This window comes from Microbacterium sp. NPDC056044 (assembly GCF_042267145.1).
GTDB lineage: Bacteria > Actinomycetota > Actinomycetes > Actinomycetales > Microbacteriaceae > Microbacterium.
The window spans coordinates 107,987-134,824 of sequence record NZ_JBHJWZ010000003.1 but is presented as its reverse complement, the minus strand read 5'-3'; the positions used below and the strand labels follow the sequence as shown (position 1 = coordinate 134,824).

Genomic DNA, 26,838 nt, shown 5'->3' with positions numbered 1-26,838 from the left:
GGCGTGTGCTCAGGCCGTCTCGGGTGAGCGTCCCCGGCGGCGGGGGAGCGGGATCAGCATCGACGTCGTGCGCTGGTACTCCCGGTACGCCGGGTACTTGGCTGCCGAGATCGACTCGGTGAACACGGTCGAGCCGATGAACAGGATCGTCAGCAGCGCGGCGCCCGAGATCGTCCAGTTCAGCCAGGTGCCGCCGTCGGCGACGAGCGCGGTCGCGCCGAGCGCGTAGAACGCCCACCACTGCGCCTGCTCGAAGAAGAAGTTCGGGTGCCGGCTGTATGAGAAGAGTCCCGCGGTGACGAAGCCGGGCTCGAGCGTGCCGCCGGCCGCCTTCTTGGCCTGGTGGAACCGCCATTGCTGCTGATCCGCGACGGTCTCGCCCACCAGGAACGCGGCGAACAACACGGCGAACGCAGCATCCCATCCGGTGAACGGCACGGGATGCTGCCACGCGATGTAGGCCGGAAGCGAGATGAGGACGAGCAGGGCGCTCTGGAAGAGCACGATGAAGAAGATGTTGAACAGCTGGAACTGCCAGCGCGTCATGCGGCCGCGGAGGATCGCCCAGCGGTAGTCCTCCATGCCGGTGTAGCCGCCCTTGCGCGCGAAGTTGAAGGTCAGCCGCGCGCCCCAGGCCGTGACGAGCAGCGCCATCACGACGAGGCGCGTCGGCTCGACGCCCGCGATGAGCGCCGCGGCGGCGAAGATCCACACATAGACCACCGGCACGATCGACCACAGCCGGTCGATCCAGGAGGTCTCGTTCGTGACGAGCGAGGTGATCCAGCAGAACGCGGCGGCGACGCCCGCGACGATGAGGACGAGCAGGAGGGGGTCCATGGAAGGTCAGCGTAGTGCGCTCGGCGTCCGACGCAGGGGGTTATTCGGGTTGTCTGTGGTCCGACCACACGGTATCGTGGTCTGACCACACACCGTGCCCTTCAACGACGGAGGGCGCCGGATCCGACATCGACGAGGAGATCCGTGGCAGGCACCCCGACTCCGCCCACGCTCGCGCCCGCGCGCGCGTGGCGCGTCGTGCTCGAGAAGATCGAGACCGACCTCCTCGACGGCACGCTGAAGCCCGGCGACCGTCTCGCCCCGGAGCGCGAGCTCGCCGCCACCCTCGGCGTCGGCCGCTCCAGCGTTCGCGAGGCGCTGCGCGTGCTCGAGGTGATGGGGCTCATCCGCACCGGCACGGGGTCGGGCCCGACCTCCGGCGCGATCATCATCGCGACTCCCGAGGGCGGCATGTCAGCGCTGCTGCGGCTGCAGGTGGCCGCGCAGGGCTTCCCGTTCGACGACGTCGTCGCGACCCGCCTCGTGCTCGAGGCGGCCGTCGTCGACGCGCTCGCCGCCGACCAGGAGCGCTCGACCGCGGGCGCTCGCGCCGTGCTCGACGCGATGGACGCCGACGACCTCACGGCCCCCGAGTTCCTCGCCCTCGACGCCCAGCTCCACCTCGCCCTCGCCGAGGCGTCCGGCAACGTCGTCATCGCCGCGATGATGGCGGGCCTGCGCACGGCGATCGAGTCGTACGTGCAGGCGGGCGCGGCGGGGATCGCGGAGTGGGATGCTGCGGCCGACCGCCTGCGCCGCGAGCACCACGCGATCCTCGACGCCGTCGACGCGGGCGATCCCGCGCTCGCGCGCACCCTCGTCCACGACCACATCGTCGGCTACTACGCAGCGGCCGGTCTCGCCCGCGAGGCCGCTGCCCGCACCCAGATCTGACCCATCGGAGAGGTACTCATGGTCACCCGCCAGTTCCCCAACCCCAAAGAGCTGCTCGAGCTCATGCAGTTCAAGAAGCCCGAGCTCGACGGCAAGAAGCGCCGCCTCGAGTCCGCGCTCACGATCTACGACCTGCGCGACATCGCGAAGCGCCGCACGCCCAAGGCCGCCTTCGACTACACCGACGGCGCCGCCGAGGGCGAGCTGTCGCTGTCGCGCGCGCGTCAGGCGTTCGAAGACATCGAGTTCCACCCCGACGTGCTGCGCCCGGCCGAGAACGTCGACATGTCGACCGAGATCCTCGGCGGCCCGTCGGCGATGCCGTTCGGCATCGCGCCGACCGGCTTCACGCGTCTCATGCAGACCGAGGGCGAGATCGCCGGTGCGGGAGCCGCGGGTGCCGCCGGCATCCCGTTCACGCTGTCGACGCTCGGCACGACGTCGATCGAGGGCGTGAAGGCCGCCAACCCGAACGGCCGCAACTGGTTCCAGCTGTACGTCATGCGCGACCGCGAGATCTCGTACGGCCTCGCCCGCCGCGCCGCCGAGGCCGGCTTCGACACGCTGCAGTTCACCGTCGACACGCCGGTCGCCGGCGCGCGCCTGCGCGACAAGCGCAACGGCTTCTCGATCCCGCCCCAGCTGACGCTCGGCACCATCGTCAACGCGATCCCGCGCCCCTGGTGGTGGTACGACTTTCTCACCACGCCCAAGCTCGAGTTCGCGTCGCTCTCGACCACGGGCGGCACCGTGGGCGAACTGCTCAACTCGGCCATGGACCCGACCATCAGCTACGACGACCTCGCGATCATCCGCGAGATCTGGCCGGGCAAGATCGTGATCAAGGGCGTGCAGAACGTCGCCGACTCGAAGCGCCTCATCGACGCCGGTGTCGACGGCATCATCCTGTCGAACCACGGCGGCCGTCAGCTCGACCGCGCGCCGATCCCGTTCCGCCTCCTGCCCGAGGTCGTGCGCGAGGTCGGCAAGGACGCCACCGTCATGGTCGACACCGGCATCATGAACGGCGCCGACATCGTCGCCTCGATCGCACTCGGCGCCAAGTTCACGCTGATCGGCCGTGCGTACCTCTACGGCCTCATGGCGGGCGGACGCCGGGGCGTCGACCGCACCATCGCGATCCTCAGCAGCGAGATCGAGCGCACGATGAAGCTCCTCGGCGTCTCGTCGATCGCCGAGCTCGAGCCGCGCCACGTCACGCAGCTGCAGCGACTGGTTCCGGTCGCCGTGTCGGCCCCCGCGGCCGAGGCGGCCGTGGCCTCGGCTCCCCGCCCGCGCGCCGCTCGTGCCGCGACGGCATCGAGCGCTGCGAAGACGGATGCTGCGGCATCCCGTCCCGCGAAGGCCCCGGCCGCGAAGAGCACCGGTTCGCGCGCGAAGGCCTGATCACCCGACGCTGAAGCGGAGAGGGCGGGTTCCCGTGGGAACCCGCCCTCTCCGTGTGTCCGGCGGTGTCAGACGCGGACGGGAAGCGTGGGGATGAGCTGCTCGAGGTAGACGACGGTGTCTTCCCAGCCGTCGACCGCATGGCAGCGCACGCCCATCGCGAGGACGGGATAGTCGTTGCCGTCGGGATCGAGGCGGTCGCCGACGAACAACATGTCGTCGAGGGCGATGCCGGTCTGCTCGGCGAGCTGGCGCATGCCGTAGGCCTTATCGATGCCGCGCTCGGTGATGTCGACCGAGGTCGAGCCGCCGGAGCGCACCTCGAGGTCGGGCAGCAGCGCCGCGACGGCCGCGCGCAGGCCGTTCTTCTTCTCGCCGGTGGGATCCCATGCGGTCTTGGCGGGGACCGGAGCCTGCTGGCCGAGCGCCGAGAAGGTGATCTGCGAGCCGCGGTCCTCGAGGATGTCGCCCCACGTCTCGGACTCCCAGAGCCCGAGGCGGCGTGCTTCGCCCTCGACGGCCGCGAGGGCGCGGGACTTCTGGTCTTCGGTCAGGGAGCGCTTGTACACCGTGACGACCTCGTCCTCGGCGAGCCGGTAGTACTGCGTGCCGCAGGTCGGGAGCAGGTGCAGGCGGGCGAGAGCGTCGGCGGAGGCGTCCGGAAGGCGGTCGACGACCTGCGTCGTGAACTGCAGGAGCTGACCGCCGGAGATGATGGCGACCTCGACGCGTTCGGCGAGGGCGATCAGCAGCTCGCCGATCCGGGGGTCGATCTGGCTCTTGGAAGGCGCGAGCGTGTCGTCGAGATCGAACGCGACGAGAAGGGGCGGGGTGGTCTGGGCCATGTCGTCCGTCCTTTCATGCGAGAGGCTCCGCCTTCCGGCGGAGCCTCTCTGTGGTCGGGGTGACAGGATTTGAACCTGCGGCCTCTTCGTCCCGAACGAAGCGCGCTACCAAGCTGCGCCACACCCCGTTTTGCAACCCTCCGAGTCTAACCGATCGTCAGGGGTGCTGCTGACCACGGCCGTCTCGACGCGGTGATCGCGGCGCCGAGGCTGAGCAGCGCGATCGCGATGGCGGCGGGCGCGCGGAGGGCGGCAGCATCCGTCCCTGTCGCAGCAAGCTCCGCGGGGCGTGGCTCCGCCGGTGCCGGTGCCGGTGCCGCTGCCGGTGCCGGTGCCTGTGGCGCTTGGGCAGCGGGCGCGGGCGTGGGGGTCGGCGGGGGTGGTGGGGGCGGGGCGATCACCGCGACCTGGGAGGGCTCGCCGAACCGCTCGGTCCAGGCGAAGTCTGCGCCCGTGTGGGCGGCGACGGACGGCAGCTGGTCGGCGGCGCGCAGGCTCCAGACGGCCGTGTAGTAGCCCGGCGCTGTCATCTCCCACGGGGAGGCGACGGTGTACGGCGCAGTCGGACCCGTTGCGGGGTCGGTGGTGACCTCGAGGGTGCCGACGATGGCCTCCCTGCCGGGTGCGTCGGAACCCACGACAGGCTCGGTGTCGGTGCGGTACACGACGGCGGTCGCGGTCACCGGCAGGTACGAGCCGTCGTCGGCGCGCGGCCAGGAGGTGTCGCCCGCGGTGAAGGTGACGTCGTCGACGTACGGACCGCTGCGTGCGTCCCGGGCGGCGACCAGTGTCGAGATGGCCGGCGAGAACGGGGGGATGCGCGGGGCGGCGTCCGCACCCGACACGTCGAACTGCACGTGCCCTGCGGGCCCGGCGGTCTCCTGGCCGCCGGGAGTCGTGTGGTGGCGCACGGCGGCCGCCAGACCCGCGTCGAAGCGGCCGGTCCCGGTCACCGAATACGGGTGGCCCTCCGCGGGCGGCGAGGTTCGGATGGTGTAGGTCGAGCCGACGGCCGCATTCTTCAGCGTGGGTGAACCGGACTCCGCGAACACCGCGTTCGTGAGGGTGATCGTTCCGGTCGCCGCGGCGGTCGCGTCGACGCGGACGGTCCCGCTGCGGTGGTCCGCAGCATCCGTCTCGAACACCATCGTGCCGGTCGCGCTCGCGGTGCCCGGCGCGAGACGAGACGCCTCGTCGTAGTAGGCCACGGCCCGCTCCTGCACCGCGCGATCGTGCGAGGGAGAGAGTGCCGACATCGTCCAGTGGATCGCCCCGGCGAGCGAGTCGCCGCGGTACCCGAAGGCGTGCAGCGTCTCTTCGCGGTCGGCGATCGCCTTGACCGCCCACGCCACCGCGGCCGCCTGCACAGGATCCTCCGTCTGGCCGTACGTCGTCACGAGGTGGTTGATCCCGGCGAGCTGCTGGGGTGACAGGCCGGCGGCCGATCCGTGGACGCCGTGGTCGGTGGTCTGACCGGTCGGGGCGGGTGCGCCCGGGGTGATGCAGTACGTGTGCACACCGCCGACGAGCATCGAGCCGTGCCAGCCGTAGGTGGAGATCGGTGCCCACGTGCCGAACCCCGTGCCGCGTTCGGCGGCGTCGGCGCGGGATGACATGAATGGGTTGATCGCGATGCCGATCACGAAGACCGCCATGACGAGCAGGACCGCGGGCAGAGGCATCGCGCGCGGGCGGACGGAGTGCGGCACCGCAGCGGCGGAGAAGTCCGTGACGGGCGCGTTCACTCGGCATCCTCGATGACGGGGAGGAACGGGCCGTGGCGGCCGACGCCGTGGAGGCGGTGGCCGTCGACGCGGTCGGCGCCGCCCGTCGCGGACGCGAACGGCGCGGAGACAGCCGCGATCACGAGGGCGATCAGCAGCGCGAGCAGTCGCAGACGCACGGGCAGGCCCATCCCGTGGATCGCCGTCGTGGTGACGAGCGAGTTGCCGAGAATCTCGGGGTCGGGTCGGTGGGATCGTGGAGCAGCCATGCATCGAGGATCGATGCCGCGCGCCGGCGGTGGCGACGGTTCCGTGCGAACTGTGGACGATCGACCGCCGGGCGCGGTTGGGGAGGAGGCGTGCTCGGGCTGCCGCTACGCCCGCGGAACGAAGGTGATCAGCGACGCCTCGGGGCGGCACGCGAAGCGCACCGGAGCGTAGATCGAGTGGCCGAGGCCGGCGCTCACGTTGAGCGGCACCGAGCGGCCGTCGTGCGTCCAGGTGCTGAGGCCGCGCGCCTGACGCAGCGGGATGTCGCAGTTGGCTACGAGCGCGCCGAAGCCGGGCACACGGACCTGGCCGCCGTGCGTGTGGCCGCCGAAGATCGCGTCGGCACCCAGGTCGACGAAGTCGTCGAGCACGCGGCGGTAGGGAGCGTGCGTCACGCCGATCGAGAGGTCTGCGGACTCCCGGGCGCGGAGCGCGGCCAGCGGCTCGGGAAGCGTCTCGAGGCGATCCCAGTCACGATGGGCGTCGCTCACGCCGAAGGCGGCGATACGCAGGCCCGCAGCATCCAACGATCCGACCCTGTTGTTGAGATCGAGCCAGCCGAGTTCCCGGGCGAGGTAGTCGTCGAGCGCCTCGGTGTCGAGCGGCTCCTCGGGTTGGTCCACCTTCGATGGACCCATGAAGTAGAGGAAGGGGTTGCGAGGCGTAGGCGCTGCATGGTCGTTCGAACCGTGCACGAAGACGCCGGGCACGCCGCGAAGCGGATCGAGCGCCCGACGGAGTCCGCGCAGGCCCTCAGGGTGCCCCATGTTGTCGCCGGTGTTGACGACGAGGTCGGGTTGAAGCTCGGCGAGTGCCGCGATCCAGTCCTGCTTGCGGTGCTGCCACGGCGCCATGTGGGCGTCGGAGAGGTGCAGCACGCGGAGCGGCTTCGCGCCCTCGGGCAGAACGGGCACCTCATGGAAGCGGACCGTGAATAGGTAGCGCTCGATGCCGATGCCCCAGACCGCGGCACCCGCGCCGACCGCCCCCACCGTGCCGAGCACGGTGAGGGCGGCGCGAGTCGGGGAGGACGGCACTAGCCGTTGCCGCCGCCGCCGTTGTTGTTGCCGCCACCGCCGCCGCCGCCGTTGCCGGGGCCGCCACCACCACAGGCCGCTGCCGCATAGTCGACGGTGATCGAGGCGTTGCGGTTGACCACAGTGCCTGCGGCTGGGTTGGTCGCCGTGGTCTTGCCCTGCCCGGCTGCGGCATCGACCGTACAGGCGCCGTTGCCGACGTTGCCGAATCCAGCGCCGCGGAGCGCCTTCTTCGCGTCGTCGAGAGAGCGGCCCGACACATCGGGCACGGCGATGCCCTCGCCGTTGCTCGGGCTGATCGTGACGGTGGTGCCGCCCGCGACCTTGCCCGGTCCAGGGTTCTGTGCGCCGATCACGCCCGCCGGCTGGTCGGAGTCGATCGGTGCACCGACCTCGACGGTGAAGCCCGCCTCGGTCAGGATCGTCGTCGCCTCGTCGACCGTCTTGCCGACGACGTTCGGCAGATCGGTGAGCACCTGCTTCGTCAGCTCTCCGTCGGGCGCCGCGAACCGGTCGCCGCCGTAGGCGGCGTTCGCGGCCCCCTGCACGTCGCGGGCGATCCGGTACCGGATGTCGGCGAGTCGGAGTCCGTTCGCGGTGTACGTCTTGAAGATGTCGCCGCCGCCCTGCACGTTGCCGGCCCACGTCGCCGTCGCGACCTTGGTGCTCGCCTCGATGAGCCAGGACTGGAGCTCCTCGTGCGTACCGGTCTTGCCGATGAGCGGAACGTTGTCGCGCGGCTTGCCCTGGGCTCCGGTGCCGCCGTTCATGACACCCTGCAGGGCGTAGGCGGCCGTCGCGGCGACCTTGGGGTCGAGGACCGGGCTGCACGTGCGCTCGGGCTTGGGGAGGTCGTTGCCGTCCGAATCGGTGACGCGATCGATGACCTGCGGCTGGCAGTAGACGCCGTTGTTGGCGACGGTGGCGTAGGCCTCCGCCATCGCCAGCGGCGACACGGCCGCGGTGCCGATGACGGAGTTAAGGGTGTTCATGTCCACCGGCTTGTTCGCATAGGTGTCCATCACGCCCATCTTCGTCGCGACGTTCGCGATGTCGCAGTAGTCGAGCTTCTCGGCCATCGCCAGGTACCCGGTGTTCAGCGACGAGGCCGTGAACTGCATGGGCGTGCCCATGCGACCGCGGTCGCCGCCGAAGTTACCCGTGGGCTTGGTGGCGCCGGTCGCCGACGTCTGGCCGCAGTACGTCATCTTCTTGAAGACCCGAAGCGTGCCGTTGAGCGTCTCGTTGACGGACTTGCCCTTCTCGAGCCAGTCGAGAAGCGTGAAGAGCTTGAACGTCGACCCGGCGCTGAAGCCCTTGGAGTTGCCGAAGGTCTGGTCGCCCGCGTACACCTGCGCCGAGAAGTTCCAGTCTTCGGAGTTCGCGGCATCTTCGCTGAACTGGGTGTTCTGCGCCATTGAGAGGACGCGACCCGTGCCCGCCTCGATGCTCACGGTGGTCGACCCGAATCGTCCGGTGCTCGGAACGTTGGTTCCCTGCCGCATCTCGATGTACGACGGTGCGTAGGCCGCCATCGCCTGCTCGGCCACCACCTGCACGCGGGGGTCGAGCGTCGTGTAGACGTTGAGCCCACCGCGTCGCAGCGTCTCCTGACGGGCTTCCGGGGTCTCGCCGAAGGCCGGGTCGTTGCCGATCACGTACTTGACGTACTGGCAGAAGTACGCGGCGCCGCCCGCGTTGGCGCAGCCGGTCTTCGGCTCGACGACGTCGGGGGTGATGGGCCACACCGCAGCCTCGACATACTGCTCGCGCGTGATCTTGCCGTCGTCGAGCATGCGGCTCAGCACGTAGAGCTGTCGCACCTTCGTGGAGGTGTAGCCGTCCGCCGCTGCGAGCTTCTGCTCCTCGGTGATCTCGCCCGAAGCCACGAGGCTGTCGAGCGCACCGAGCTTGGCGCCCTCATCGATGACGCCGTCCGGCGCCTTGTTGAACGACGTGCCGTCGGAGCTGAAGATCGATCCGCCCGGCTTGTCGATGCGGTAGTTGTTCGGGTTCTGGACCATGCCCGCGAGCGTGGCGGCCTGCGCCACGGTCAGGTTCGCCGCCGTGGTGTTGAAGTAGCGCCGAGCCGCGGCCTCGATGCCGTAGGTGATGCCGCCGAAGTTGGCGATGTTCATGTACCCGAGCAGGATGTCGTTCTTCGAGTACTTCTGCTCGAGCGAGATGGCGTAGCGCATCTCCTGCAGCTTGCGGCTGTAGCCCTCGCTGCCCTCGGCGGTGGTCGCGTCGACCCAGCACTGGCGAAGCGCCTGCTCGGTGGTGAGCTTGACCTTGTCCTGGCCGGTCTCTTCGTCGAGGACGCGGTTGCCGTCCTTATCGGTCTCATAGACCGTCTCGGCGTTCTGCTCGCACTTCTGGATCAGCACGTTCTTCACGTACTGCTGGCTGACAGACGACCCACCCTGGGTCTCGCCGCCCCCCTGGGCGTTCGAGAGAAGGGCGCGCGCCGTGCCGATGAGATCGATTCCACCGTGCTGGTAGTAGCGCGGATCCTCACTCGAGAGGAGCGCGTCGTACATGACGGGGTTGACCTGGTCGAAGTTGACCGGGGTGCGGTCCTGTTCCAGGAACTGCGTCATCAGCACCGGCTCGCCGGTGGCGGGGTCGGTGTAGTAGAAGTTGCTCGGGAGCATGAGCTTGTCGATCTCGAGGACGCTCGGGAGATTATCGAACATCGTGATCGCGCGCTCGGCCGCGGTGCTCGTGAGTGCGACCGCGGGGGTGACGGTCGCCGCAATGAGGACACCGGCTGCGGCACTGAGGCCGACGAGCCCGGCGAGTCCGCCGAGCACACCGGTGGCCGTGCGTTTGGTATCAGGCATAGGCTTGATCGTAAGGGAGATACCTGGGCGATCCATCAAGGACGCTCAGCCCACCGGGGTGTTTCCCAGCCTTCACCAGCCGTCCATTCCGCACACTCGAGGAGTCGCGATGACGACGTGGGAGTACCTCACCACGCCCCTTCTGATCCACAACACCGCCGCGATCCTCAACAACTGGGGCAAGCAGGGCTGGGAGCTCGTGCAGGTCGTGCAGGGTCCCGAGGGCGGCCTGGTCGCCTACTTCAAGCGTCCATCGGGCGGCGGTCAGCAGAACGCGGGACTGGATGCTGCGGCCCAGGCCGCCAAGCAGTTCGAGGAGGCGTGAGCATGAGCGTGAGCGCCCGCCTCGCCGAGCTCGGCATCGACCTTCCTGACGTCGTGCCGCCCGTCGCCGCGTACGTCCCCGCGAAGGCGCACGGCGACCTCGTCTACACGGCCGGCCAGCTGCCGATGATCGCCGGTGCACTGCCGGCGACCGGCAAGGTCGGCGAGGGCGACGGCCTCGTGCCCGCAGCCGACGCGAAGGGGTACGCGCGACAGAGCGCCCTCAACGCGATCGCGGCCGCCGCGGCCGCCGTCGGCGGCGTGGACCGCCTCACCGGCGTGCTCAAGGTCACGGGCTTCGTCGCCTCCGTCCCGGAGTTCACCGGCCAGCCCGGCGTCATCAACGGCGCGAGCGAGCTGCTCGGCGAGGTCTTCGGCGACGCCGGCAAGCACGCCCGCTCGGCCGTCGGCGTGCCCGTGCTGCCGCTCGACGCCCCCGTCGAGGTAGAGGTCGTCTTCTCGTTCGCCTGATCGCGGACGCGAACCACGAACGAACGGAGAGCGGATGCTGCGGCCCTGGGCCGCAGCATCCGCTCTCTGTCGTTGACTACTTGACCTGCGCGGAGATCACCGACATGACGGCGGTGTCGGCGAGCGTGGTCGTGTCGCCGACCTCGCGGCCCTCGGCGACGTCGCGGAGGAGCCGGCGCATGATCTTGCCGGAGCGGGTCTTGGGCAGCTCGCCCACGATGTAGACGTCGCGGGGGCGGGCGATCGGGCCGATCTGCTCGCCGACCCACACGCGCAGGCTCTGCGCGAGGCCGTCGGGGGAGTGGGCGTCGAGGTACGACTGCTTGATGATGACGAACGCCACGACCGCCTGGCCGGTGGTCTCGTCGGAGGCGCCGACGACCGCCGCCTCGGCGACGGCCTCGTTGCCGACCAGCGCCGACTCGATCTCGGTCGTCGACAGGCGGTGCCCCGACACGTTCATGACGTCGTCGACGCGGCCGAGCAGCCACACGTCGCCGTCGTCGTCGAGGCGCGCACCGTCGCCGGCGAAGTAGTAGCCCTGCTTCTGGAACTTGTCCCAGTAGGTCTCGACGAACCGCTCCGGGTCGCCCCAGATGCCGCGGAGCATCGACGGCCACGGCTCGGTGACGACGAGGAGACCGCCGTTGCCGTTGCCGACGTGGGTGCCGTCCTCGTCGACGACGTCGATCGAGATGCCGGGGAGCGGCACCTGTGCCGAGCCGGGCTTGGTCTCGGTGACGCCGGGGAGGGCCGACACCATGATCGAGCCGGTCTCGGTCTGCCACCACGTGTCGACGATCGGCGCGGTCTTGCCGCCGATGATCTTGCGGTACCACATCCACGCCTCGGGGTTGATGGGCTCACCCACCGACCCGAGCAGGCGCAGCGACGACAGGTCGAACTGCTTCGGGATCGCGCGGCCGAGCTTCATGAACGAGCGGATCGCGGTGGGAGCCGTGTAGAGCACCGTGACGCCGTACTTCTGCACGATCTCCCACCAGCGACCCGGGTGCGGGGCGTCGGGCGTGCCCTCGTACAGCACCTGCGTCGCGCCGTTGGCGAGGGGGCCGTAGGTGACGTAGCTGTGGCCGGTGATCCACCCGATGTCGGCTGTGCACCAGTACACGTCGGTCTCGGGGTGCAGGTCGTGCACGACCTTGTTGGTGAACGCCGACTGCGTGAGGTACCCGCCCGAGGTGTGGAGGATGCCCTTGGGCTTGCCGGTGGTGCCCGACGTATAGAGGATGAACAGCGGGTTCTCGGCGGGGAAGGCCTGCGCCTCGTGCTCGGCGGACGCCGCGGGCACGACGTCGTGCCACCAGAGGTCGCGGCCGTCGGACCAGTCGACCTCGTTCTCGCCACGCTTGACGACGAGCACGTGCTCCACGGTCTCCTGCACGCCGGCGCCGCGGTCGGTGAGCGCGAGGTCGACGGCCGGCTTGAGGGGGGAGACCTTGCCCTTGCGGTAGCCGCCGTCGGCGGTGATGACGAGCTTGGCGCCGGCGTCGTCGATGCGGGCGCGCAGGCTGTCGGCCGAGAAGCCGCCGAACACGACCGAGTGGATGGCGCCGATGCGCGCGACTGCCAGCATCGAGGCGACCGCCTCGGGGATCATCGGCAGGTAGATCGCGACGCGGTCGCCCTGGCCGATGCCGAGGCGCTCGAGCACGTTGGCGAGGCGCTTGACCTCGTCGGTGAGCTCGGCGTACGTGACGCGGCGCTCGTCACCGGGCTCGCCCTCCCACAGCAGGGCGACGCGGTCGCCGTTACCGGCCTCGACGTGACGGTCGAGGCAGTTGTAGGCGACGTTGAGCTCGCCGTCGGCGAACCACTGCGCGAACGGCGGGTTCGACCAGTCGAGCACCTCGGTGAACGGCTTGTGCCAGTGCAGGTCGCGTGCCTGGTCGCCCCAGAAGCCGAGGCGGTCGGCCTTGGCCTGTTCGTACAGCTCGGCTGTCGCGATCGCGTTGTCGGCGAAATCGGCGGTGGGCGCGAAGCGCCGGTCCTCGTTCAGCAGGTGGTCGATCTGGCTGCTGGCGTGCGTGAGAGGGGTCTGTTCGCTCATGGGAGCGCGCTCCTTTGCGGGCTGGGTCGAGGCCGAGCGGTGTCGGCGAGTCTGCCAGGAAATGTACCCACCGCCGCCGGAACCGACTACCCCCGATAGTAGGGGGCTCCTCATACATCGATCCCTACCGATATATCAGTGAGAATCCTCTCCTTTTCGTTTTGTCAGGACCCTTACCTCGCCTATGCTGACCGATGGCCGAACATCGATTCTGGCATTGCGGCTCCCGACGTCACCCCCCGAATTCGGGGCCGCGCTTGGCGGCATCCCATTCCCCCCATGGGATGCCGCCTCTCCTTTTTGGGAGCGGTTCCGCGGCTCGCGTCGCCGTCTCCTCCCCAATGTGTGATGCGGGCCGACTCTCCACGGATCACCCCTTCTGCCCGTCACGGTGAGGCGCCGCTTCCCTAGCGTCGGAGCATGTCCGCACCTTTCGTCGTCCGTCCCCGCTCCGGGGCCTCCGGCGCAGCCGCATCTAAGCGACGAGGGGATGCCGCGGCCCGGCCCGTGATGTCAGCCCCGGCGGCGAACGCGGTCAGGTTGGCTGCGCCCGCCGCGGCGCCGGCGCTCGCGCAGGCATCGGCGCCGGCCTCGGCTCCGGTTCCCGCGCCGGTGCCGTCTCCGGGGTGGACGCACGCGCGGACTCCGGTGCCGCAACGGGCGCCGGCGGCGGATGTCGCACCTGGGGCGTGGGTGCCCCGCCGCGTCGGCGCCACCGAAGCTGCGCGTGCCGAGCCGGCGCCCATGCCGCGGCCCACGCGGGTGCCGGCGGATCGGCATCCGGTCCTTGCGCCGTTCGCGGCCTACCTCGACGATCCGGAGGTCACCGACCTGTTCGTCAACGGCGCAGCAGGCCTGTTCGTCGACCGCGGCGCCGGGGTGTCGCCGGCACGCGAGTGGCGCGCGACAGAAGAAGAGGTGCGGGATCTCGCCGTCGCGCTCATCGGGCTCGGCGGAAGGCACATCGACGACGCGTCGCCGTGCGTCGACGTGCGCCTCGACGACGGCATCCGGGTGCACGCCGTCCTTCCCCCGATCGCGCCGGAAGGCACCGTGCTGTCGATCCGCGTGCCGCGACTGGGTGCCGCCACGCTCGACGATCTGCAGCAGACGGGCATGTTCGACGATTCCGTGCGCGACCGGCTGAATCAGGCGATCGCCGGGCGCACGAACCTTCTCGTCTCGGGGGCCGCCGGTGCCGGCAAGACCACGCTGCTGGCGGCGCTCCTCGCCGAGGCGCCCGCGCACGAGCGGATCGTCACGATCGAGGACGTCGCCGAACTGCGCATCGCGCACCCGCACCACGTGCGCCTCGAGGCGCGGCAGCCCAACATCGAGGGCACCGGCGGCGTCGGGCTTGCGCGGCTGGTGCGTGAGGCGCTCCGGATGCGGCCCGACCGGCTCGTGGTCGGGGAGTGCCGCGGCGACGAAGTGCGGGAGCTGCTGTCGGCGCTGAACACCGGCCACGACGGCGGTGCCGGCACCGTGCATGCGAACGGACTCCATGACGTGCCGGCTCGGCTCGAAGCGCTCGGTGCGCCGGCAGGACTCGACGACCGCGCGCTCGCCCGGCAGGCGGCCAGCGCGATCGGGCTCGTCGTCCACGTCGAGAGGCTCGCGGACGGCTCGCGCCGCATCGCCGGCGCCGGGCGCCCCGTCGTGGACGCGGACGGGCGCCTTGCCATCGAGGAGGAGCGATGGGACTGAGCCTGACGCAGCCTTCGGGCGGGCGGCGCGCTCGCGGGCCGTCACTGCGCTCGCAGGCGGCACGAACCGCCCGGTTGGCGCCGCCACGGTCGTCACGTCGACACCGGGCATCGCGGCCGCCGTCGATGTCGGCGGCCGATGTCGCCGAGACGGTGCTGCGGCTGGCTGTGCTGCTGCAGGCGGGGATCGCGCCGGCTCGCGCGTGGGAGCATCTCGCCCGCGGCGGCGATCCGGCGGCGGGGCATGTCACGTCGGCGATCGCACGAGGGGTGCCGCTGCACGAGGCGATCACGACCGGCGGACCGGGCGCGTGGCGCGAGGTCGGCGTCGCGTGCCAGGTCGCGCTGGTCGTCGGCGCGCCGCTCGCCGACTGCCTGCGCGGACTCGCCGCAGCGCTGCGCGATGCGCAGGAAGCCGCGGACGACGTGCGGGTGGCGCTCGCCGAGCCCGCAGGAACGGCGCGGCTCATGAGCTGGCTCCCACTCGTCGCTGTGGGGCTCGGCGCTGCGCTCGGGTTCGACACGTTCGCAACTCTGTTCACGGACCCCCTCGGACTGGCCTGTCTCGGAGCCGGCGCGGTGCTCATGCTCGCCGCCCACCGTTGGACGAAGCGGCTCGTGCGCGCCGCCGCGGCATCGGACGACGCGCCCGGCCTCGACGCCGAGCTGATCGCGATCGCGCTCAGCGGCGGCGTCTCGATCGATCGTGCGCGGGCGGTCGTGCGGGACGCGCGCCGGCTGGGAGCGGCGGGGGAGAGCGCAGGCGACGACGGCGACGGCGACGGCGGCGGTGCGCTCGACCCGACGGTCGCACGGGGCGCCACGAAGACCGGCGCGGACGCCGGCTCAGCAGACGCCGGAGCCGCAGATGATGTGGATGCCGTGCTCGCGCTGTCGCGCACCGCGGGCGTGCCGGCCGTGGAGCTGCTGCGCGCAACGGCCGCTCATGCGCGGCACCGCGCGCGCGTCGACGCACGTCTGCGCGCGGCACGACTCTCGTCGCGGCTGCTCCTCCCGCTCGGAGTGTGCACGCTGCCCGCCTTCCTCCTTCTCGGCGTCGCGCCGATGCTGCTCGGCGTCATGTCGACGATGTCGGTGTCGCTGTGACGGGTCCACGCGCCACCCCGCGGCGCCACCTCTCCGCGCCCGGCACCGACCGCGCCGCCGATCGCCCCGACCGTGCCCGACACCACGAATCCACCGAACGGAGAACCCATGTCCCTGACCCGAACCGCCCGCGTCGTCCCGCTCCTCACCCGCCGCCGCGCGGAGCGCCTCTACGCGGCGCCCGGCGTCGACCACGCCGGGGCCGACGACACCGGCGCCGCGACGGCCGAGTACGCGATCGCGACGATGGCCGCGGTCGCCTTCGCCGGCTTGCTGGTCGTGATCATGCGCTCGGACGAGGTGCGCACCATCCTCACCGACCTCATCCGACGCGCGCTCACGGTGGCGTGATGCGCCCGCGGCTGGGCGACGACCGCGGTGCGGTCGTCGCCGAGTTCGCGGTCGCCCTCCCGGCCGTCGCCCTCGTCCTGCTGCTCGGCGTGGGCGCGCTGGCCGGAGCGTCGCGGCAGGTCCGGCTGCAGGATGCGGTGGCGGATGCTGCCCGCCTGAGTGCGCGTGGCGAGTCCGAGCAGCGGGTGCGCGCCGCCGTCGCGTCGACGGTGGCCGAGGCATCCGTCGACATCACGTCCCAAGGCGACCTCGTGTGTGTGGCGGCGTCCGCACCCGCGCTGTTCGGCGTGAGCATCACAGCGTCCGGCTGCGCGCTGGCGGGCGGGCTGTGACCGCCTCGGGCGACCTCGTCGTCGCGCGGACGAGGGGACCGGGCTGATGGCCGGGACGATGGCGGCGGTGGGTATCGTCGCCGCTGCGGCGGTGCTCGCCGCAGGTCTCGCCGGCGCCGGTGCTGCGGCGGTGGCGAGCCAACGATTGGCGTCGGCAGCGGACGCCGGCGCGCTGGCCGCTGCGGACGCGGCGTCCGGTGCGGTTGCCGGTGTCCCGTGCGAACGTGCGGCCGAGGTCACAAGCGCTTTCGGCGCTGTCGTCGAGGCGTGCGGCCTCGACGAACTGATCGCGACGGTCACCGTCTCGATACGCTTCGGCCCGGTCCTCGCACGGGCTTCCGCTCGGGCGGGACCGCCGCCCTGATCTCGTCTCACAGCGCCTGCACCGAGAAGTGGCGTGTATGGTTTGCGTCGAAGAAAGGACGCCCCCGTTGGCAGAAGGCAAGAAGCTCGTCATCGTCGAGTCACCGACGAAGATGAAGTCGATCCAGGGGTACCTCGGCGATGGCTACGAGGTGCTCAGCTCCGTCGGGCACATCCGCGATCTGGCGGACAAGCGCGACATCCCGGCCGATAAGAAGCAGGCCTATGGGAAGTACTCGATCGACATCGACAACGGCTTCGACCCGTATTACGTCGAGAGCGACCGCGGCAAGAAGACGGTCGCCGAGCTCAAGCGCGCGCTGAAGGGGGCGGACGAGCTCCTGCTCGCCACCGATGAAGACCGCGAGGGCGAAGCCATCGCGTGGCACCTTCTCGAAGCGCTGAAGCCCAAGGTTCCCGTCAAGCGCATGGTCTTCCACGAGATCACCAAGGACGCGATCCAGGCCGCTGTCGGCAACACCCGCGAGCTCGACCTCGCGCTCGTTGACGCGCAGGAGACCCGCCGCATCCTCGACCGTCTCTACGGCTGGGACGTCAGCCCCGTCCTCTGGTACAAGGTGCAGCAGGGCACGTCGGCCGGCCGCGTCCAGTCGGCAGCGACCCGCATGGTGGTCGACCGCGAGCGCGAGCGCATGGCGTTCGTGTCGGCGTCGTACTGGGACATCGAGGCGCTCGCCGCACCGAACCGCCCGCAGGGCATCGACGAGTCGTTCTCGACGCGCCTCGCCCGCGTCGACGGTGCAGTTCTCGCCCGCGGCACCGACTTCGACGATCGCGGTGAACTGAAGAAGGCCGTGCTCGTCCTCGACGAGTCGCAAGTGCGCGAACTCGCCGCCGCGATCGAGGCGGCGGCCGAGGCATCCGTCACCGCTCTCGAATCCAAGCCCGGCACCCGCAGCCCCAAGCCCCCGTTCACGACCTCGACCCTCCAGCAGGAGGCCGGTCGCAAGCTCTCGATGAGCGCCAAGCACGCCATGGGCGTCGCACAGCGTCTCTACGAGAAGGGGTACATCACTTATATGCGCACCGACTCGACGGCGCTGTCGACGCAGGCCGTGCAGGCCGCGCGCGAGCAGGCCGTCAAGATGTACGGCGACAAGTCGGTGCCGCCGAACCCCCGCAGCTACCGCAACAACAGCAAGAACGCGCAGGAGGCGCACGAGGCCATCCGCCCGTCGGGCGAGACCTTCCGCACGCCCTCCGAGGTGTCGGGTCAGCTCGACCGCGACGAACTGCGGCTGTACGACCTCATCTGGAAGCGCACGATGGCCAGCCAGATGTCGGACGCGAAGTACGAGACCACCACCGTGACCCTCGAGGTCTCGGCGGCCGGCCGCCGCGCCGAGTTCACGGCATCCGGAACCGTCTACACCTTCAAGGGCTTCCTCGAGGCGTACGAAGAAGGTCGCGACGAGAAGCGCAGCGACAGCGACAAGAGCGACGACCAGGCGCTTCCCGCGATGGCCGTCGGCGACGTGCTGCGCCTGCGCGACGTCGAGCCGAAGGGCCACGCGACGAGCCCCAAGCCGCGCTACACAGAGGCGAGCCTCGTCAAGGCGCTCGAGGAGAAGGGGATCGGCCGCCCCTCGACGTTCGCGAGCATCATCGACGTGATCCTCAACCGCGGGTACGTCACCAAGCGCGGCCAGGCGCTCATCCCGAGCTGGCTCGCGTTCAGCGTCGTGCGCCTGCTCGAGCAGCACTTCGCCGATCTCGTCGACTACGACTTCACGGCCGCGCTCGAGGACGACCTCGACGCGATCGCCCGCGGCGAGCAGAAGCGCCAGGACTGGCTGCAGGAGTTCTACTTCGGCTCCACCGACCACGTGGGCCTGCGCAACATCGTCGACAACCTCGGCGAGATCGACGCGCGCGCCCTCAACTCGACGCCCATCGGCGACGTCGCGACGCTGCGGTTCGGCAAGTACGGACCGTACCTCGAGGTGCCCGACAAGGAGAAGGCGGATGCCGAGCCCCGGCGCGTCAACATCCCCGAGGACCTCGCCCCCGACGAGCTGACCCCGGCGCGTGCGCAGGAGCTCATCGACGCTCCCGTCGCGGGCGACCGGGTACTGGGGGAGAACCCCGCCAACGGCAAGCTCGTCGTCGTGAAGGACGGCCGGTTCGGGCCCTACGTGCAGGAGAACGACCCGCCCGCCGAAGAGGCCGTGGACGAGGAGACCGGCGAGGTCGTCGCCGTCGAGCCGGAGCCCGCGCCGAAGAAGCGCGGCGCGAAGAAGGAAGCCGCGCCGAAGCCGCGCACGGCCTCCCTCTTCAAGTCGATGTCGGTCGACACCATCGACCTCGACACCGCGCTGAAGCTGCTCGACCTGCCGCGCACCGTCGGAATCGACCCCGAGACGGAAGCGCCGATCACGGCTCAGAACGGGCGCTACGGCCCGTACCTCAAGAAGGGCACCGACTCGCGCACGCTGCAGAGCGAGCAGCAGATCTTCGACATCACGCTCGAGGAGGCGCTCGCCGTCTACGCGCAGCCCAAGTACGGCGCCCGCGGGGCGTCGTCGGCCCTCAAGGAGTTCGAGGCCGACCCCACCAGCGGCAAGGCGATCAAGCTCAAGGACGGCCGCTTCGGCCCGTACGTCACCGACGGCGAGACGAACGCGACGATCCCGCGCGGCGAGGACGCGATGGAGGTCACGTTCGAGCGCGCGGTGCAGCTGCTCGCCGACAAGCGTGCGAAGGGCCCCGCCAAGAAACCCGCCCGGCGGACGACGACCACGCGCAAGCCCGCGGCGAAGAAGTGACGGCGGGCGACACCGCGCGCGGGCTGTTCGTCACGTTCGAGGGCGGTGACGGCGTCGGCAAGACGACGCAGTCGGCGCTGCTCGACGAGTGGCTGACCGACGCCGGGCGCACCGTGGTGCGCACGCGCGAGCCCGGCGGCACCGAGGTGGGCGTGCTCATCCGCGACATCGTGCTCCACCACCGGGGCGAGGTCGCGCCCCGTGCCGAGGCCCTGCTGTACGCCGCGGACCGCGCGCACCACATCGAGACGCTGGTCCGCCCCGCGCTCGCGCGCGGCGAGGTCGTGATCCAGGACCGCTACCTCGACTCCTCGGTCGCGTACCAGGGCGCCGGACGCGTGCTCGGCCGCGACGAGGTGCGCGAGCTGTCGCTCTGGGCGACCGGCGGGCTGCTCCCCGACGTCACGGTGCTCCTCGACCTCGACCCGGAGTCGGCCCGCGCGCGTCTCGACGCCGACGACAAGCCCTTCGACCGCCTCGAGGCCGAGAAGGAGCACTTCCACGCCCGTGTGCGGGAGGAGTTCCTCGCCCTCGCCGCCGCCGAGCCCGAGCGCTTCCTCGTGCTCGACGCATCGCTTCCCGCCGACGAGCTCGCCGCCGCGGTCCGGGCACACGTGGAGCCGCTCCTCGCTTGAGCCCGGCCCGGTGCGCGATGCGCCGCGCCCGATGCCCGTGCCTGTGCCCGGTGCCCCGTGCCCGGTGCCCCGTGCCCGGTACCGGCGCCCGTGCCCGATGCCCCGTGCCCGAATCAGGCGATGAGGCGAAATCAGGACGAAAAGCCAGCCGAGTGGCCTGAATTCGCCTCATCGCCTGATTCGAAGACAATGCGGAGGTGGTGGGCGGGGCGGCGTCGGTGCCCGCGGTTAGGCTGAGGGGATGCAGTCCGACCTCGACGCCCGCGTGGTCGACCAGGCGTTCCCCTGGGGCGACGTGTGGGGGCAGCCCGATGCCGTCGCGGCGCTCAGGGACGCAGCATCCGATCCCGCCTCGATGACCCACGCGTGGCTCATCACCGGGCCTCCCGGCTCGGGCCGGTCCACGCTCGCCCACGCCTTCGCGGCGGCGCTCATCGCCGAGCCGGGCGACGAGCGCACGATGCACCAGGTGCTTGCCGGCACCCACCCCGACCTCACCGCGCTGCGCACCGAGGGCGTCATCATCTCCATCAAAGACGCCCGCGCCCTCGTCGAGCGGTCGTACTTCGCGCCCTCGCTCGGGCGCTACCGCGTGATCGTCATGGAAGACGCCGACCGCATGGCCGAGCGCACCTCGAACGTGCTGTTGAAGGCGCTCGAAGAGCCGCCCGAGCGCACCGTCTGGGTGCTGTGCGCGCCGAGCGACGCCGACCTGCTGCCGACGATCCGCTCCCGCGTGCGCACGCTGCGCCTGCGCGAGCCCGACGTCGCCGACGTCGCCGATCTCATCGTCCGCCGCAGCGGCGTCGACCCCGTGATCGCCGAGCAGTCCGCGCGGCACGCTCAGCGTCACATCGGCATGGCCCAGAGATTGGCGACGGATGCTGCGGCCCGCGCCCGCCGCGATGCCACGCTGCGCGGCGTGCTCGCGGTGCGAGGCGTCGGCGACGCGGTCGAGGTGGCCGGCAAGATCGTGGCCGCCGCGACCGATGACGCGAAGGCGCTCACGGCGGAGCGCGACGAGGCGGAGCGCGCCGGGCTCCTCCGCACGCTCGGCATCGCCGAGGGCGGCGCGATCCCGCCCGCCGTGCGGTCGCAGTTGTCGGCCCTCGAAGACGAGCAGAAGCGCCGCGCCACACGCAGCCTGCGCGACGGCATCGATCGTGTGCTCACCGACCTCGAGTCGTTGTTCCGCGACGTGCTGCTGCTGCAGTTCGGGCGCGACACCGACCTCATCAACCGCGAGCTCGAACCAGACCTCCGCGCCCTCGCCACCGCGTGGACGCCCGAGCGCACGCTGACGGTCGTCGACCGCATCGGCGTCACGCGCGAGAACCTCGAACTGAACGCCGCGCCCGCACTGGCGCTCGAAAGCATGCTCGTCACCGTCGCGAGCGGAAGGATCCCGTGAACCCGACCCGTCCCCGCAGGCTTCGTCGCGCCGCTGCCGTCGTCGCCGGCCTGGTCGCAGCATCCGTCGTCCTGAGCGGCTGTCTGTCGGCGATGATCCCCGGCGCGTCGCCCCGCCCGACGTCGAGCAAGGCCGCCGACACCGCGGGCGTCGCCGAGGACCTGCTGCCGTACTACGAGCAGACGCTCGACTGGTCGAGCTGCGACGACACGTTCGAGTGCACGACGGTCACCGCGCCGCTGGACTGGGCCGACCCGACGAAGGGCGACATCGAGCTGTCGGTGATCCGCAGTCGCGCCGAGGGCACGACCGACCCCATCGGGTCGCTGCTGACCAACCCCGGCGGCCCCGGCGCGAGCGGGGTGGCGCTGATCCGCGACTCGGTGTCGTTCGCGGTGAGCGACCCGGTGCGCCGTGAGTTCGACGTCATCGGGTTCGACCCGCGCGGCGTCGGCGAGTCGACCGCCGTCACCTGCTACGACGCGGCCGACATGGACGCGTACCTCTTCGACGTCCCGAAGAACGCGCGAGGGACGGCTGCCTGGACCGCCGAGCTGCTCGACCGGCACACGGCGTTCGGCGAGGCGTGCGATGCGAACAGCGACGGCGTGCTGCCCTACATCACGACCGAGAACTCGGCCCGCGACATGGACCTCCTGCGCGCCGTCCTCGGCGACACGCAGCTGAACTACCTGGGCTACTCGTACGGCACCTTCCTCGGTGCGACGTACGCGAAGCTCTTCCCCGACAAGGTGGGCCGACTCGTCCTCGACGGCGCGATCGACCCGTCGATCTCGGGGCTGGACGTCGGCATCACGCAGGGCATCGGCTTCGAATCAGCGCTGCGCGCCTACATGGCGGACTGTCTGACCGACAAGGACTGCCCGTTCCGCGGCACCGTCGACGAGGCGATGGCCGACCTGGGCACGCTCCTCGCGAGCGTCGACCGCGACCCGATCCCGAACGCCGACGGCCGCATGCTCGGCTCCGACTCGCTGATGACCGCGATCGTCGCGGCGCTGTACTCGCAGGACAGCTGGCCGTACCTCACGATGGCGCTCGCCGACGCGCTGCAGGGCAAGGCCGAGGTGGCATTCCAGCTGGCGGATTTCTACTACGACCGCCAGGGCGGCGCGTACACCGGCAATCAGACCGAGGCGTTCCGCGCGTACAACTGCATGGACTACCCGGTCGACGCCACCGACCAGCAGCAGGCCGACGCGATGGCGCTGCTCGAGGCCGAGGCGCCCACCGTCGCCCCGTACTGGGCGGGCCCCGACCCGTGCGAGGTGTGGCCGTACCCGGCCACCGGCGTGCGGGAGCGCATCACCGCCGACGGCGCCGCGCCGATTGTCGTGGTCGGCACCACGAACGACCCGGCGACCCCGTACGAGTGGTCGGTGTCGCTGGCCGACCAGCTGTCGTCCGGCGTGCTCGTGACGCGCGTCGGCGAGGGGCACACGGGCTACAACAAGGGCAACGCCTGCGTCGACGCCGCGATCGAGACGTACCTGCTCGACGGCACGCCCCCGCAGGACGGCCTGCGCTGCGAGTGACCCGCCAGTCATGAGAAGAGCGCGGATGCCTCGACCAGAGGCATCCGCGCTCTCTTGATGTCCCTGCGCGGCTGGCGTCGCTCAGCGGCGCAGCACCCGCCGCGCCAGCGCGTTGCCGACGAACTGCACCACCTGCACGATCACGATGATGACGAGCACGGCCGCCCATGTGACCCACGGGTTGTACTGCTTGAAGCCGTAGACGATCGCGAACTCGCCGAGGCCGCCGGCCGCGACGGCGCCGGCGACCGCCGTCATGTCGACGAGCGCGACGACGATGAACGTGTAGCCGAGGATGAGCGGGCCCAGCGCCTCACGGGGGAGCAGCCGGAACAGGATGCGCGTGCGGCTCGCACCGGTCGCGCGGGCAGCCTCGATGACGCCGGGGCGCACGGTGAGGAGGTTCTGCTCGACGATGCGGCTGATCGCGAACAGCGACGCGAGCGTGATCGCGAAGATCGCGAACGGGACGCCGATGCCCGGCAGACCCAGGGCCCGCGCGAGGGGCTGCACCGACGCCAGCAGGATCACGAACGGGATCGGCCGGAAGAAGTTGACGATCACGTTGATGGTGCCGAACAGGAACCGGTTCGGGAACAGGCTTCCCGGCCGGGTCGCATAGAGCGCGAGCCCGACGAAGAGGCCCGCGAGACCGCCGAACACGAGGCTCAGCGAAGCGACGTAGAGCGTCTCGGCCGTCGCGGCCCAGAGCTCGGGAAGAAGATCGACGAGCCTATCCACGGGCGTCCTCCTCGATGAGCGGCGCGAACGCCGAGGCGGCGTCGATGGCCTGCTGCACAGCATCCGCCTCTCCGGCCAATGCCAGCGTGAGATGCCCGAAGACGCGCCCGCCGATGTCATTGATGCCGCCGTGCACGAGCTCGAAGCGCACGCCGTGCGACGACAGCGCCGCGAACACGTCGGCCTGCGTGACGTCGCCGTCGCGGATCGTGAACGTGACGATGCGTCCGGGGTGACGGCCTCGGAGGGTGCGCAGCTGGTCGCCGACCGGGACGTCCTCGATGATGCTCGCGACGAATCGCCGTGTGGCCGCGTGCTGCGGCGCCGACAGCACGTCGAACACGGCGCCGCTCTCGATGATGCGGCCGCTCTCCATCACCACGACGCTGTCGGCCAGGGTGCGGATGACGTCCATCTCGTGCGTGATCACCAGGATCGTGACGCCGAGCTCCTCATTGATGCGCTTCAGGAGCGCGAGCACCTCCTGCGTCGTGTCGGGGTCGAGCGCGCTCGTCGCTTCGTCGGCGAGCAGGATGCGCGGGCTCGTCGCGAGGGCGCGGGCGATGCCGACGCGCTGCTTCTGGCCGCCCGACAGCTGCTCGGGGTAGTTCTTCGCCTTGTCGGCCAGCCCGACGAAGCGCAGCAGCTCGTCGACGCGCGCGGCGATCTCGGCGCGCGGACGACGGGCCACCTCGAGTGGGTAGGCGACGTTCTTCGCCACCGTGCGGGAGTCGAAGAGGTTGAACTGCTGGAAGATCATGCCGATGTCGCCGCGCAGCTCGCGCAGCTCGCGCTCGCGCAGATGCGTGACATCGCGGCCGTCGATCTCGACGGTGCCGGCGGTCGGCGTCTCGAGCGCGTTCACCAGCCGCAGCACGGTGCTCTTGCCGGCACCGGAGTAGCCGATGATGCCGCACACCTCGCCGGCGGCGACGTCGAGCGACACGTCGTCGACGGCGACGACGGGCGCTCCGCCCTTCGAGGCGGGCGGGAAGGCCTTCGTGACGCCGGTGAGTCGGATGAGGGTCATGGGGTGCTCCTGGGCCGGAACGCGCGTGTGCGGCCCGCTGCGCGAAGAGCGCACTCGGGCCGCACAGGCGGTGCCGTGGTGTGGCGGGATTACGAGCCGGCGCGGATGTCGTCCTCGACGTCCTTGAGGGACGTCAGCAGGTCGTCGACGGGCGTCTTGACGAGCACGGCGGTACCGCCCGACACCTCGAGCACGCCGTCCTGCACGGCCTTGGTGTTCTGGTAGATCTCGACGAGCTTGAGGTACGTCGGGTTATCGACGTCCTCCGCCTTCGCAGCGAAGATGTTGATGTACGGGAAAGCCGACGGGTCGGTCGGGTCGTCCTGCGCGAGCAGCTCGTCCTCGGTGAGACCGGACTTGGTGACGAAGTCGTTGTTCACGATCGCGCCCGCGTAGTCGGGGAGCGACGACGCCGTGAAGTCGGCGGCGACGGGCTCGACGCGGACCTTCGACTCCGCCTCGATGACATCGGCGGGGGTGGAGAACGCCGAGCCTCCGTCCTCGAGCGCGATGAGACCGGCGGACTGCAGCACGAGCAGCGCGCGGGCGCCGTTCGACTCGTCGTTCGGGATCGCCACGGTCGAGCCGTCGGGGATGTCGTCGACGGAGTCGTACTGCGTCGAGTAGAGGCCCAGCGGGTAGATGGCGGTCGCGCCGACCGGCTCGAGGTCGTCGCCGCTCTGCACGTTGTAGGTCGCGAGGTAGATGATGTGCTGGAACTGGTTGAGGTCCAGCTCTCCGGCCGAGAGGGCCGGGTTCGGCTGCGAGTACTCGCTGAAGTCCACCAGCTCGACGTCGATGCCTTCCTCGGCGGCGGCCTCCTTGTAGGTCTCCCAGTAGGGGTCGCCGGCGCCGACGACGCCGATGCGGACGACCTCGTTCTCGTCGGAGCCGCCGGCGGCGGCATCCGTTCCGGTCCCGGCGCAGCCGGCGAGGAGGAGGGCGAGGGGAAGCGCGAGTGCTGCTGCGGCGGCGAGCTTCTTGGACGTGGACATGTGAGTGCTCCTGTGGATCGAGGCCCGTCTCGGGCTTGTGACCGCGCGCACGATCCACGGACCGCGCACGCTTCGTCGCGGACCGGGTTCGAACCTACGCGGGCTCTGCACGCCGACTCGAACCGGGGCGTAACACGTCGACACCGAGTGCGTCCGAGAGGGGATCGGGGGCGGAACGGATGCCTCGGCCGCCGTGGTTCGCGAGCACCCTCGTGACCCTGTAAGATCGTTGCTTGTGCGTCGCGCAAGCGAAGCCCGCCACCTTAGCTCAGTCGGCAGAGCGAATCACTCGTAATGATTAGGTCAAGGGTTCGATTCCCTTAGGTGGCTCCATGACTACTCCGGCGTCGTGCTCGGCCGCGCCGGCGCACCACAGCCTCGCGATCACGCGTGCGCACGCCGAGGGCGACGCCGCGAACCTGCATCTGTCGGGCGTGCAGAGCGCGCCGCAGCTGGTCGGCGAGCGACGGTTCGGCATGTGCGGCCGGCTCCGCCCGTTCGACGTGGCGGGCGCCGCGTCGCGCTGACGGGGCGGCGGGTGGGCGCCGCGTCGTGGCGGGGTGATCCGTTAGGCTGGGCCGACAACCCGAGGCGGCCGCGGAAGCGGCCGTTTTCCGTATGCGAAGGACGGTGATGCGTGTCTCAGGCGATCGACGCCCTCGCCGAGATCTTCTCGTGGATCGGGTTCGGCGTGGGGGCGCTCCTTGCGGGCGTCGCGCTGATCATGTACCTCCTCGACGGCACCTGGCTGCCCGTGCGTGCCGTCGTCGAACGGGGGCCGAACGGCCGGTTCGTGCGCTGGTTCGACGAGGACGGCGGTGTCGGGGAGGCGCAGCTCACTCCCGAGCAGGATCACCACATCGGCGATGCCGACATGGCGGACGTCTACGTGCGCCGCGGATCGCTTCACCGGATGCGGCTGACCCACGGCTCCCCGGCGGTGCGGGCGGTCACGCGGCTCGCGATCGGGATGCTGGCGCTCGGCGTCGTGGCGCTCGTCACCTCGCTCGTGATGCTGTTCCTGCGCGGCTGATCGACCGGCCCTTCGCCCAAGAACTCTCGCGCGTGGTCGAATCGGGGCAGATCGCTAGATAAGCTAGCG

Annotated in this window: 25 protein-coding genes and 2 tRNA genes; 16 read left to right on the top strand and 11 right to left on the bottom strand. The window is 70.7% G+C overall.

The genetic code is table 11. The features are described 5' to 3' along the window. Positions 1 to 9 precede the first annotated feature (9 nt). Positions 10 to 840: a DUF1295 domain-containing protein gene (locus tag ACFC1I_RS09375; RefSeq protein WP_376008286.1), complete on the bottom strand. Its 831-nt coding sequence runs from the start codon at positions 838 to 840 to the stop codon at positions 10 to 12. Between the two features lie 144 nt (positions 841 to 984). Between ACFC1I_RS09375 and ACFC1I_RS09370 the strand changes: the two genes are divergently transcribed. Together ACFC1I_RS09370 and ACFC1I_RS09365 are read left to right on the top strand one after the other, a co-directional pair. After that, the gene (locus tag ACFC1I_RS09370) at positions 985 to 1,734 is read left to right on the top strand and encodes a FadR/GntR family transcriptional regulator (protein ID WP_376008284.1); all 750 of its coding nucleotides are present in this window, start codon (positions 985 to 987) and stop codon (positions 1,732 to 1,734) included. An 18-nt stretch (positions 1,735 to 1,752) separates the two neighbouring features. Next, positions 1,753 to 3,141, top strand: a complete 1,389-nt coding sequence (locus ACFC1I_RS09365) for an alpha-hydroxy-acid oxidizing protein (RefSeq protein ID WP_376008282.1) — start codon at positions 1,753 to 1,755, stop codon at positions 3,139 to 3,141. Between the two features lie 68 nt (positions 3,142 to 3,209). Here the strand turns inward: ACFC1I_RS09365 and ACFC1I_RS09360 are convergent, their stop codons facing one another. The 6 genes from ACFC1I_RS09360 to ACFC1I_RS09335 form a co-directional block, all read right to left on the bottom strand. Then, positions 3,210 to 3,986, bottom strand: a complete 777-nt coding sequence (locus ACFC1I_RS09360; protein ID WP_376008280.1) for an HAD-IIB family hydrolase — start codon at positions 3,984 to 3,986, stop codon at positions 3,210 to 3,212. A 51-nt stretch (positions 3,987 to 4,037) separates the two neighbouring features. Then, positions 4,038 to 4,114, bottom strand: a tRNA-Pro gene (locus tag ACFC1I_RS09355). An 18-nt stretch (positions 4,115 to 4,132) separates the two neighbouring features. Next, positions 4,133 to 5,731 carry a hypothetical protein gene (locus ACFC1I_RS09350; RefSeq protein WP_376008278.1) on the bottom strand — a complete coding sequence of 533 codons (1,599 nt, stop codon included), beginning with the start codon at positions 5,729 to 5,731 and terminating at the stop codon, positions 4,133 to 4,135. Then, positions 5,728 to 5,979, bottom strand: coding sequence for a hypothetical protein (locus ACFC1I_RS09345; protein ID WP_376008276.1), 252 nt, complete (start codon positions 5,977 to 5,979; stop codon positions 5,728 to 5,730). The genes ACFC1I_RS09350 and ACFC1I_RS09345 overlap by 4 nt, the downstream gene beginning before the upstream one ends. Positions 5,980 to 6,084: 105 nt before the next feature. After that, complete coding sequence (locus ACFC1I_RS09340; protein WP_376008274.1) at positions 6,085 to 7,017, bottom strand: metallophosphoesterase; 933 nt, start codon at positions 7,015 to 7,017, stop codon at positions 6,085 to 6,087. Further along, the gene (locus ACFC1I_RS09335; RefSeq protein WP_376008272.1) at positions 7,017 to 9,860 is read right to left on the bottom strand and encodes a transglycosylase domain-containing protein; all 2,844 of its coding nucleotides are present in this window, start codon (positions 9,858 to 9,860) and stop codon (positions 7,017 to 7,019) included. Before ACFC1I_RS09335 ends, ACFC1I_RS09340 begins: the two co-directional genes overlap by 1 nt. Before the next feature lie 109 nt (positions 9,861 to 9,969). On the opposite strand from ACFC1I_RS09335, the gene ACFC1I_RS09330 reads away from it, so the two are divergent. Continuing rightward, positions 9,970 to 10,185, top strand: a complete 216-nt coding sequence (locus tag ACFC1I_RS09330; RefSeq protein WP_045298026.1) for a hypothetical protein — start codon at positions 9,970 to 9,972, stop codon at positions 10,183 to 10,185. Between the two features lie 2 nt (positions 10,186 to 10,187). Next, positions 10,188 to 10,655 (top strand): RidA family protein, encoded by a 468-nt coding sequence (locus tag ACFC1I_RS09325; RefSeq protein ID WP_376008270.1) that lies wholly within the window; start codon positions 10,188 to 10,190, stop codon positions 10,653 to 10,655. 76 nt (positions 10,656 to 10,731) lie between these two features. Here the strand turns inward: ACFC1I_RS09325 and acs are convergent, their stop codons facing one another. Beyond that, on the bottom strand, positions 10,732 to 12,723 hold the full coding sequence (gene acs / locus ACFC1I_RS09320) for an acetate--CoA ligase (protein WP_376008268.1): 1,992 nt from the start codon (positions 12,721 to 12,723) through the stop codon (positions 10,732 to 10,734). Positions 12,724 to 13,467: 744 nt separating this feature from the next. Between acs and ACFC1I_RS09315 the strand changes: the two genes are divergently transcribed. The 9 genes from ACFC1I_RS09315 to ACFC1I_RS09275 all read left to right on the top strand — a co-directional run bounded on the left by ACFC1I_RS09315 (position 13,468) and on the right by ACFC1I_RS09275 (position 22,970). Next, positions 13,468 to 14,430 (top strand): TadA family conjugal transfer-associated ATPase, encoded by a 963-nt coding sequence (locus tag ACFC1I_RS09315; protein WP_376008266.1) that lies wholly within the window; start codon positions 13,468 to 13,470, stop codon positions 14,428 to 14,430. 125 nt (positions 14,431 to 14,555) lie between these two features. After that, a complete protein-coding gene (locus tag ACFC1I_RS09310; RefSeq protein ID WP_376008265.1) occupies positions 14,556 to 15,536 on the top strand; it encodes a type II secretion system F family protein in 981 nt (326 codons plus the stop codon). A 108-nt stretch (positions 15,537 to 15,644) separates the two neighbouring features. Next, positions 15,645 to 15,887 carry a DUF4244 domain-containing protein gene (locus ACFC1I_RS09305; RefSeq protein ID WP_376008263.1) on the top strand — a complete coding sequence of 81 codons (243 nt, stop codon included), beginning with the start codon at positions 15,645 to 15,647 and terminating at the stop codon, positions 15,885 to 15,887. Further along, entirely contained in the window at positions 15,887 to 16,219 is a 333-nt protein-coding gene (locus tag ACFC1I_RS09300) for a TadE family type IV pilus minor pilin (RefSeq protein WP_376008261.1), read from the top strand. The genes ACFC1I_RS09305 and ACFC1I_RS09300 overlap by 1 nt, the downstream gene beginning before the upstream one ends. Positions 16,220 to 16,265: 46 nt before the next feature. After that, complete coding sequence (locus tag ACFC1I_RS09295; RefSeq protein WP_376008259.1) at positions 16,266 to 16,583, top strand: helicase; 318 nt, start codon at positions 16,266 to 16,268, stop codon at positions 16,581 to 16,583. Positions 16,584 to 16,650: 67 nt separating this feature from the next. Continuing rightward, positions 16,651 to 19,368 (top strand): type I DNA topoisomerase, encoded by a 2,718-nt coding sequence (gene topA / locus ACFC1I_RS09290; protein ID WP_376008257.1) that lies wholly within the window; start codon positions 16,651 to 16,653, stop codon positions 19,366 to 19,368. Further along, positions 19,365 to 20,003 carry a dTMP kinase gene (tmk, locus tag ACFC1I_RS09285; RefSeq protein ID WP_376008255.1) on the top strand — a complete coding sequence of 213 codons (639 nt, stop codon included), beginning with the start codon at positions 19,365 to 19,367 and terminating at the stop codon, positions 20,001 to 20,003. Before topA ends, tmk begins: the two co-directional genes overlap by 4 nt. A 241-nt stretch (positions 20,004 to 20,244) precedes the next feature. Then, positions 20,245 to 21,414: a DNA polymerase III subunit delta' gene (locus tag ACFC1I_RS09280; RefSeq protein ID WP_376008253.1), complete on the top strand. Its 1,170-nt coding sequence runs from the start codon at positions 20,245 to 20,247 to the stop codon at positions 21,412 to 21,414. Further along, positions 21,411 to 22,970 (top strand): alpha/beta hydrolase, encoded by a 1,560-nt coding sequence (locus tag ACFC1I_RS09275; protein WP_376008251.1) that lies wholly within the window; start codon positions 21,411 to 21,413, stop codon positions 22,968 to 22,970. The genes ACFC1I_RS09280 and ACFC1I_RS09275 overlap by 4 nt, the downstream gene beginning before the upstream one ends. 81 nt (positions 22,971 to 23,051) lie before the next feature. Here ACFC1I_RS09275 and ACFC1I_RS09270 read toward each other — a convergent pair whose 3' ends face one another. The 3 genes from ACFC1I_RS09270 to ACFC1I_RS09260 form a co-directional block, all read right to left on the bottom strand. After that, entirely contained in the window at positions 23,052 to 23,711 is a 660-nt protein-coding gene (locus ACFC1I_RS09270) for a methionine ABC transporter permease (RefSeq protein ID WP_376008249.1), read from the bottom strand. Next, on the bottom strand, positions 23,704 to 24,741 hold the full coding sequence (locus tag ACFC1I_RS09265) for a methionine ABC transporter ATP-binding protein (protein ID WP_376008247.1): 1,038 nt from the start codon (positions 24,739 to 24,741) through the stop codon (positions 23,704 to 23,706). Before ACFC1I_RS09265 ends, ACFC1I_RS09270 begins: the two co-directional genes overlap by 8 nt. 89 nt (positions 24,742 to 24,830) lie before the next feature. Then, positions 24,831 to 25,736: a MetQ/NlpA family ABC transporter substrate-binding protein gene (locus tag ACFC1I_RS09260; protein WP_376008245.1), complete on the bottom strand. Its 906-nt coding sequence runs from the start codon at positions 25,734 to 25,736 to the stop codon at positions 24,831 to 24,833. Between the two features lie 257 nt (positions 25,737 to 25,993). Between ACFC1I_RS09260 and ACFC1I_RS09255 the strand changes: the two genes are divergently transcribed. The 3 genes from ACFC1I_RS09255 (at position 25,994) to ACFC1I_RS09245 (ending at position 26,769) form a co-directional block, all read left to right on the top strand. After that, positions 25,994 to 26,069, top strand: a tRNA-Thr gene (locus tag ACFC1I_RS09255). Next, on the top strand, positions 26,069 to 26,263 hold the full coding sequence (locus ACFC1I_RS09250) for a hypothetical protein (RefSeq protein WP_376008243.1): 195 nt from the start codon (positions 26,069 to 26,071) through the stop codon (positions 26,261 to 26,263). The genes ACFC1I_RS09255 and ACFC1I_RS09250 overlap by 1 nt, the downstream gene beginning before the upstream one ends. 110 nt (positions 26,264 to 26,373) lie before the next feature. Further along, entirely contained in the window at positions 26,374 to 26,769 is a 396-nt protein-coding gene (locus ACFC1I_RS09245) for a hypothetical protein (RefSeq protein WP_376008241.1), read from the top strand. Positions 26,770 to 26,838 lie beyond the last annotated feature (69 nt).

Excerpts from the sequence above, each read along its gene's own strand:
- ACFC1I_RS09345 (WP_376008276.1), bottom strand. The coding sequence starts at position 5,979 with ATGGCTGCTCCACGATCCCACCGACCCGACCCCGAGATTCTCGGCAAC.
- ACFC1I_RS09375 (WP_376008286.1), bottom strand. The coding sequence starts at position 840 with ATGGACCCCCTCCTGCTCGTCCTCATCGTCGCGGGCGTCGCCGCCGCG.
- ACFC1I_RS09250 (WP_376008243.1), top strand. The coding sequence starts at position 26,069 with ATGACTACTCCGGCGTCGTGCTCGGCCGCGCCGGCGCACCACAGCCTC.
- ACFC1I_RS09325 (WP_376008270.1), top strand. The coding sequence starts at position 10,188 with ATGAGCGTGAGCGCCCGCCTCGCCGAGCTCGGCATCGACCTTCCTGAC.
- ACFC1I_RS09300 (WP_376008261.1), top strand. The coding sequence starts at position 15,887 with ATGCGCCCGCGGCTGGGCGACGACCGCGGTGCGGTCGTCGCCGAGTTC.
- ACFC1I_RS09295 (WP_376008259.1), top strand. The coding sequence starts at position 16,266 with ATGGCCGGGACGATGGCGGCGGTGGGTATCGTCGCCGCTGCGGCGGTG.
- ACFC1I_RS09310 (WP_376008265.1), top strand. The coding sequence starts at position 14,556 with ATGTCGGCGGCCGATGTCGCCGAGACGGTGCTGCGGCTGGCTGTGCTG.
- ACFC1I_RS09360 (WP_376008280.1), bottom strand. The coding sequence starts at position 3,986 with ATGGCCCAGACCACCCCGCCCCTTCTCGTCGCGTTCGATCTCGACGAC.
- acs (WP_376008268.1), bottom strand. The coding sequence starts at position 12,723 with ATGAGCGAACAGACCCCTCTCACGCACGCCAGCAGCCAGATCGACCAC.
- ACFC1I_RS09280 (WP_376008253.1), top strand. The coding sequence starts at position 20,245 with ATGCAGTCCGACCTCGACGCCCGCGTGGTCGACCAGGCGTTCCCCTGG.
- ACFC1I_RS09335 (WP_376008272.1), bottom strand. The coding sequence starts at position 9,860 with ATGCCTGATACCAAACGCACGGCCACCGGTGTGCTCGGCGGACTCGCC.
- ACFC1I_RS09330 (WP_045298026.1), top strand. The coding sequence starts at position 9,970 with ATGACGACGTGGGAGTACCTCACCACGCCCCTTCTGATCCACAACACC.
- ACFC1I_RS09260 (WP_376008245.1), bottom strand. The coding sequence starts at position 25,736 with ATGTCCACGTCCAAGAAGCTCGCCGCCGCAGCAGCACTCGCGCTTCCC.
- ACFC1I_RS09315 (WP_376008266.1), top strand. The coding sequence starts at position 13,468 with ATGCCGCGGCCCACGCGGGTGCCGGCGGATCGGCATCCGGTCCTTGCG.
- ACFC1I_RS09365 (WP_376008282.1), top strand. The coding sequence starts at position 1,753 with ATGGTCACCCGCCAGTTCCCCAACCCCAAAGAGCTGCTCGAGCTCATG.
- ACFC1I_RS09305 (WP_376008263.1), top strand. The coding sequence starts at position 15,645 with ATGTCCCTGACCCGAACCGCCCGCGTCGTCCCGCTCCTCACCCGCCGC.
- ACFC1I_RS09265 (WP_376008247.1), bottom strand. The coding sequence starts at position 24,741 with ATGACCCTCATCCGACTCACCGGCGTCACGAAGGCCTTCCCGCCCGCC.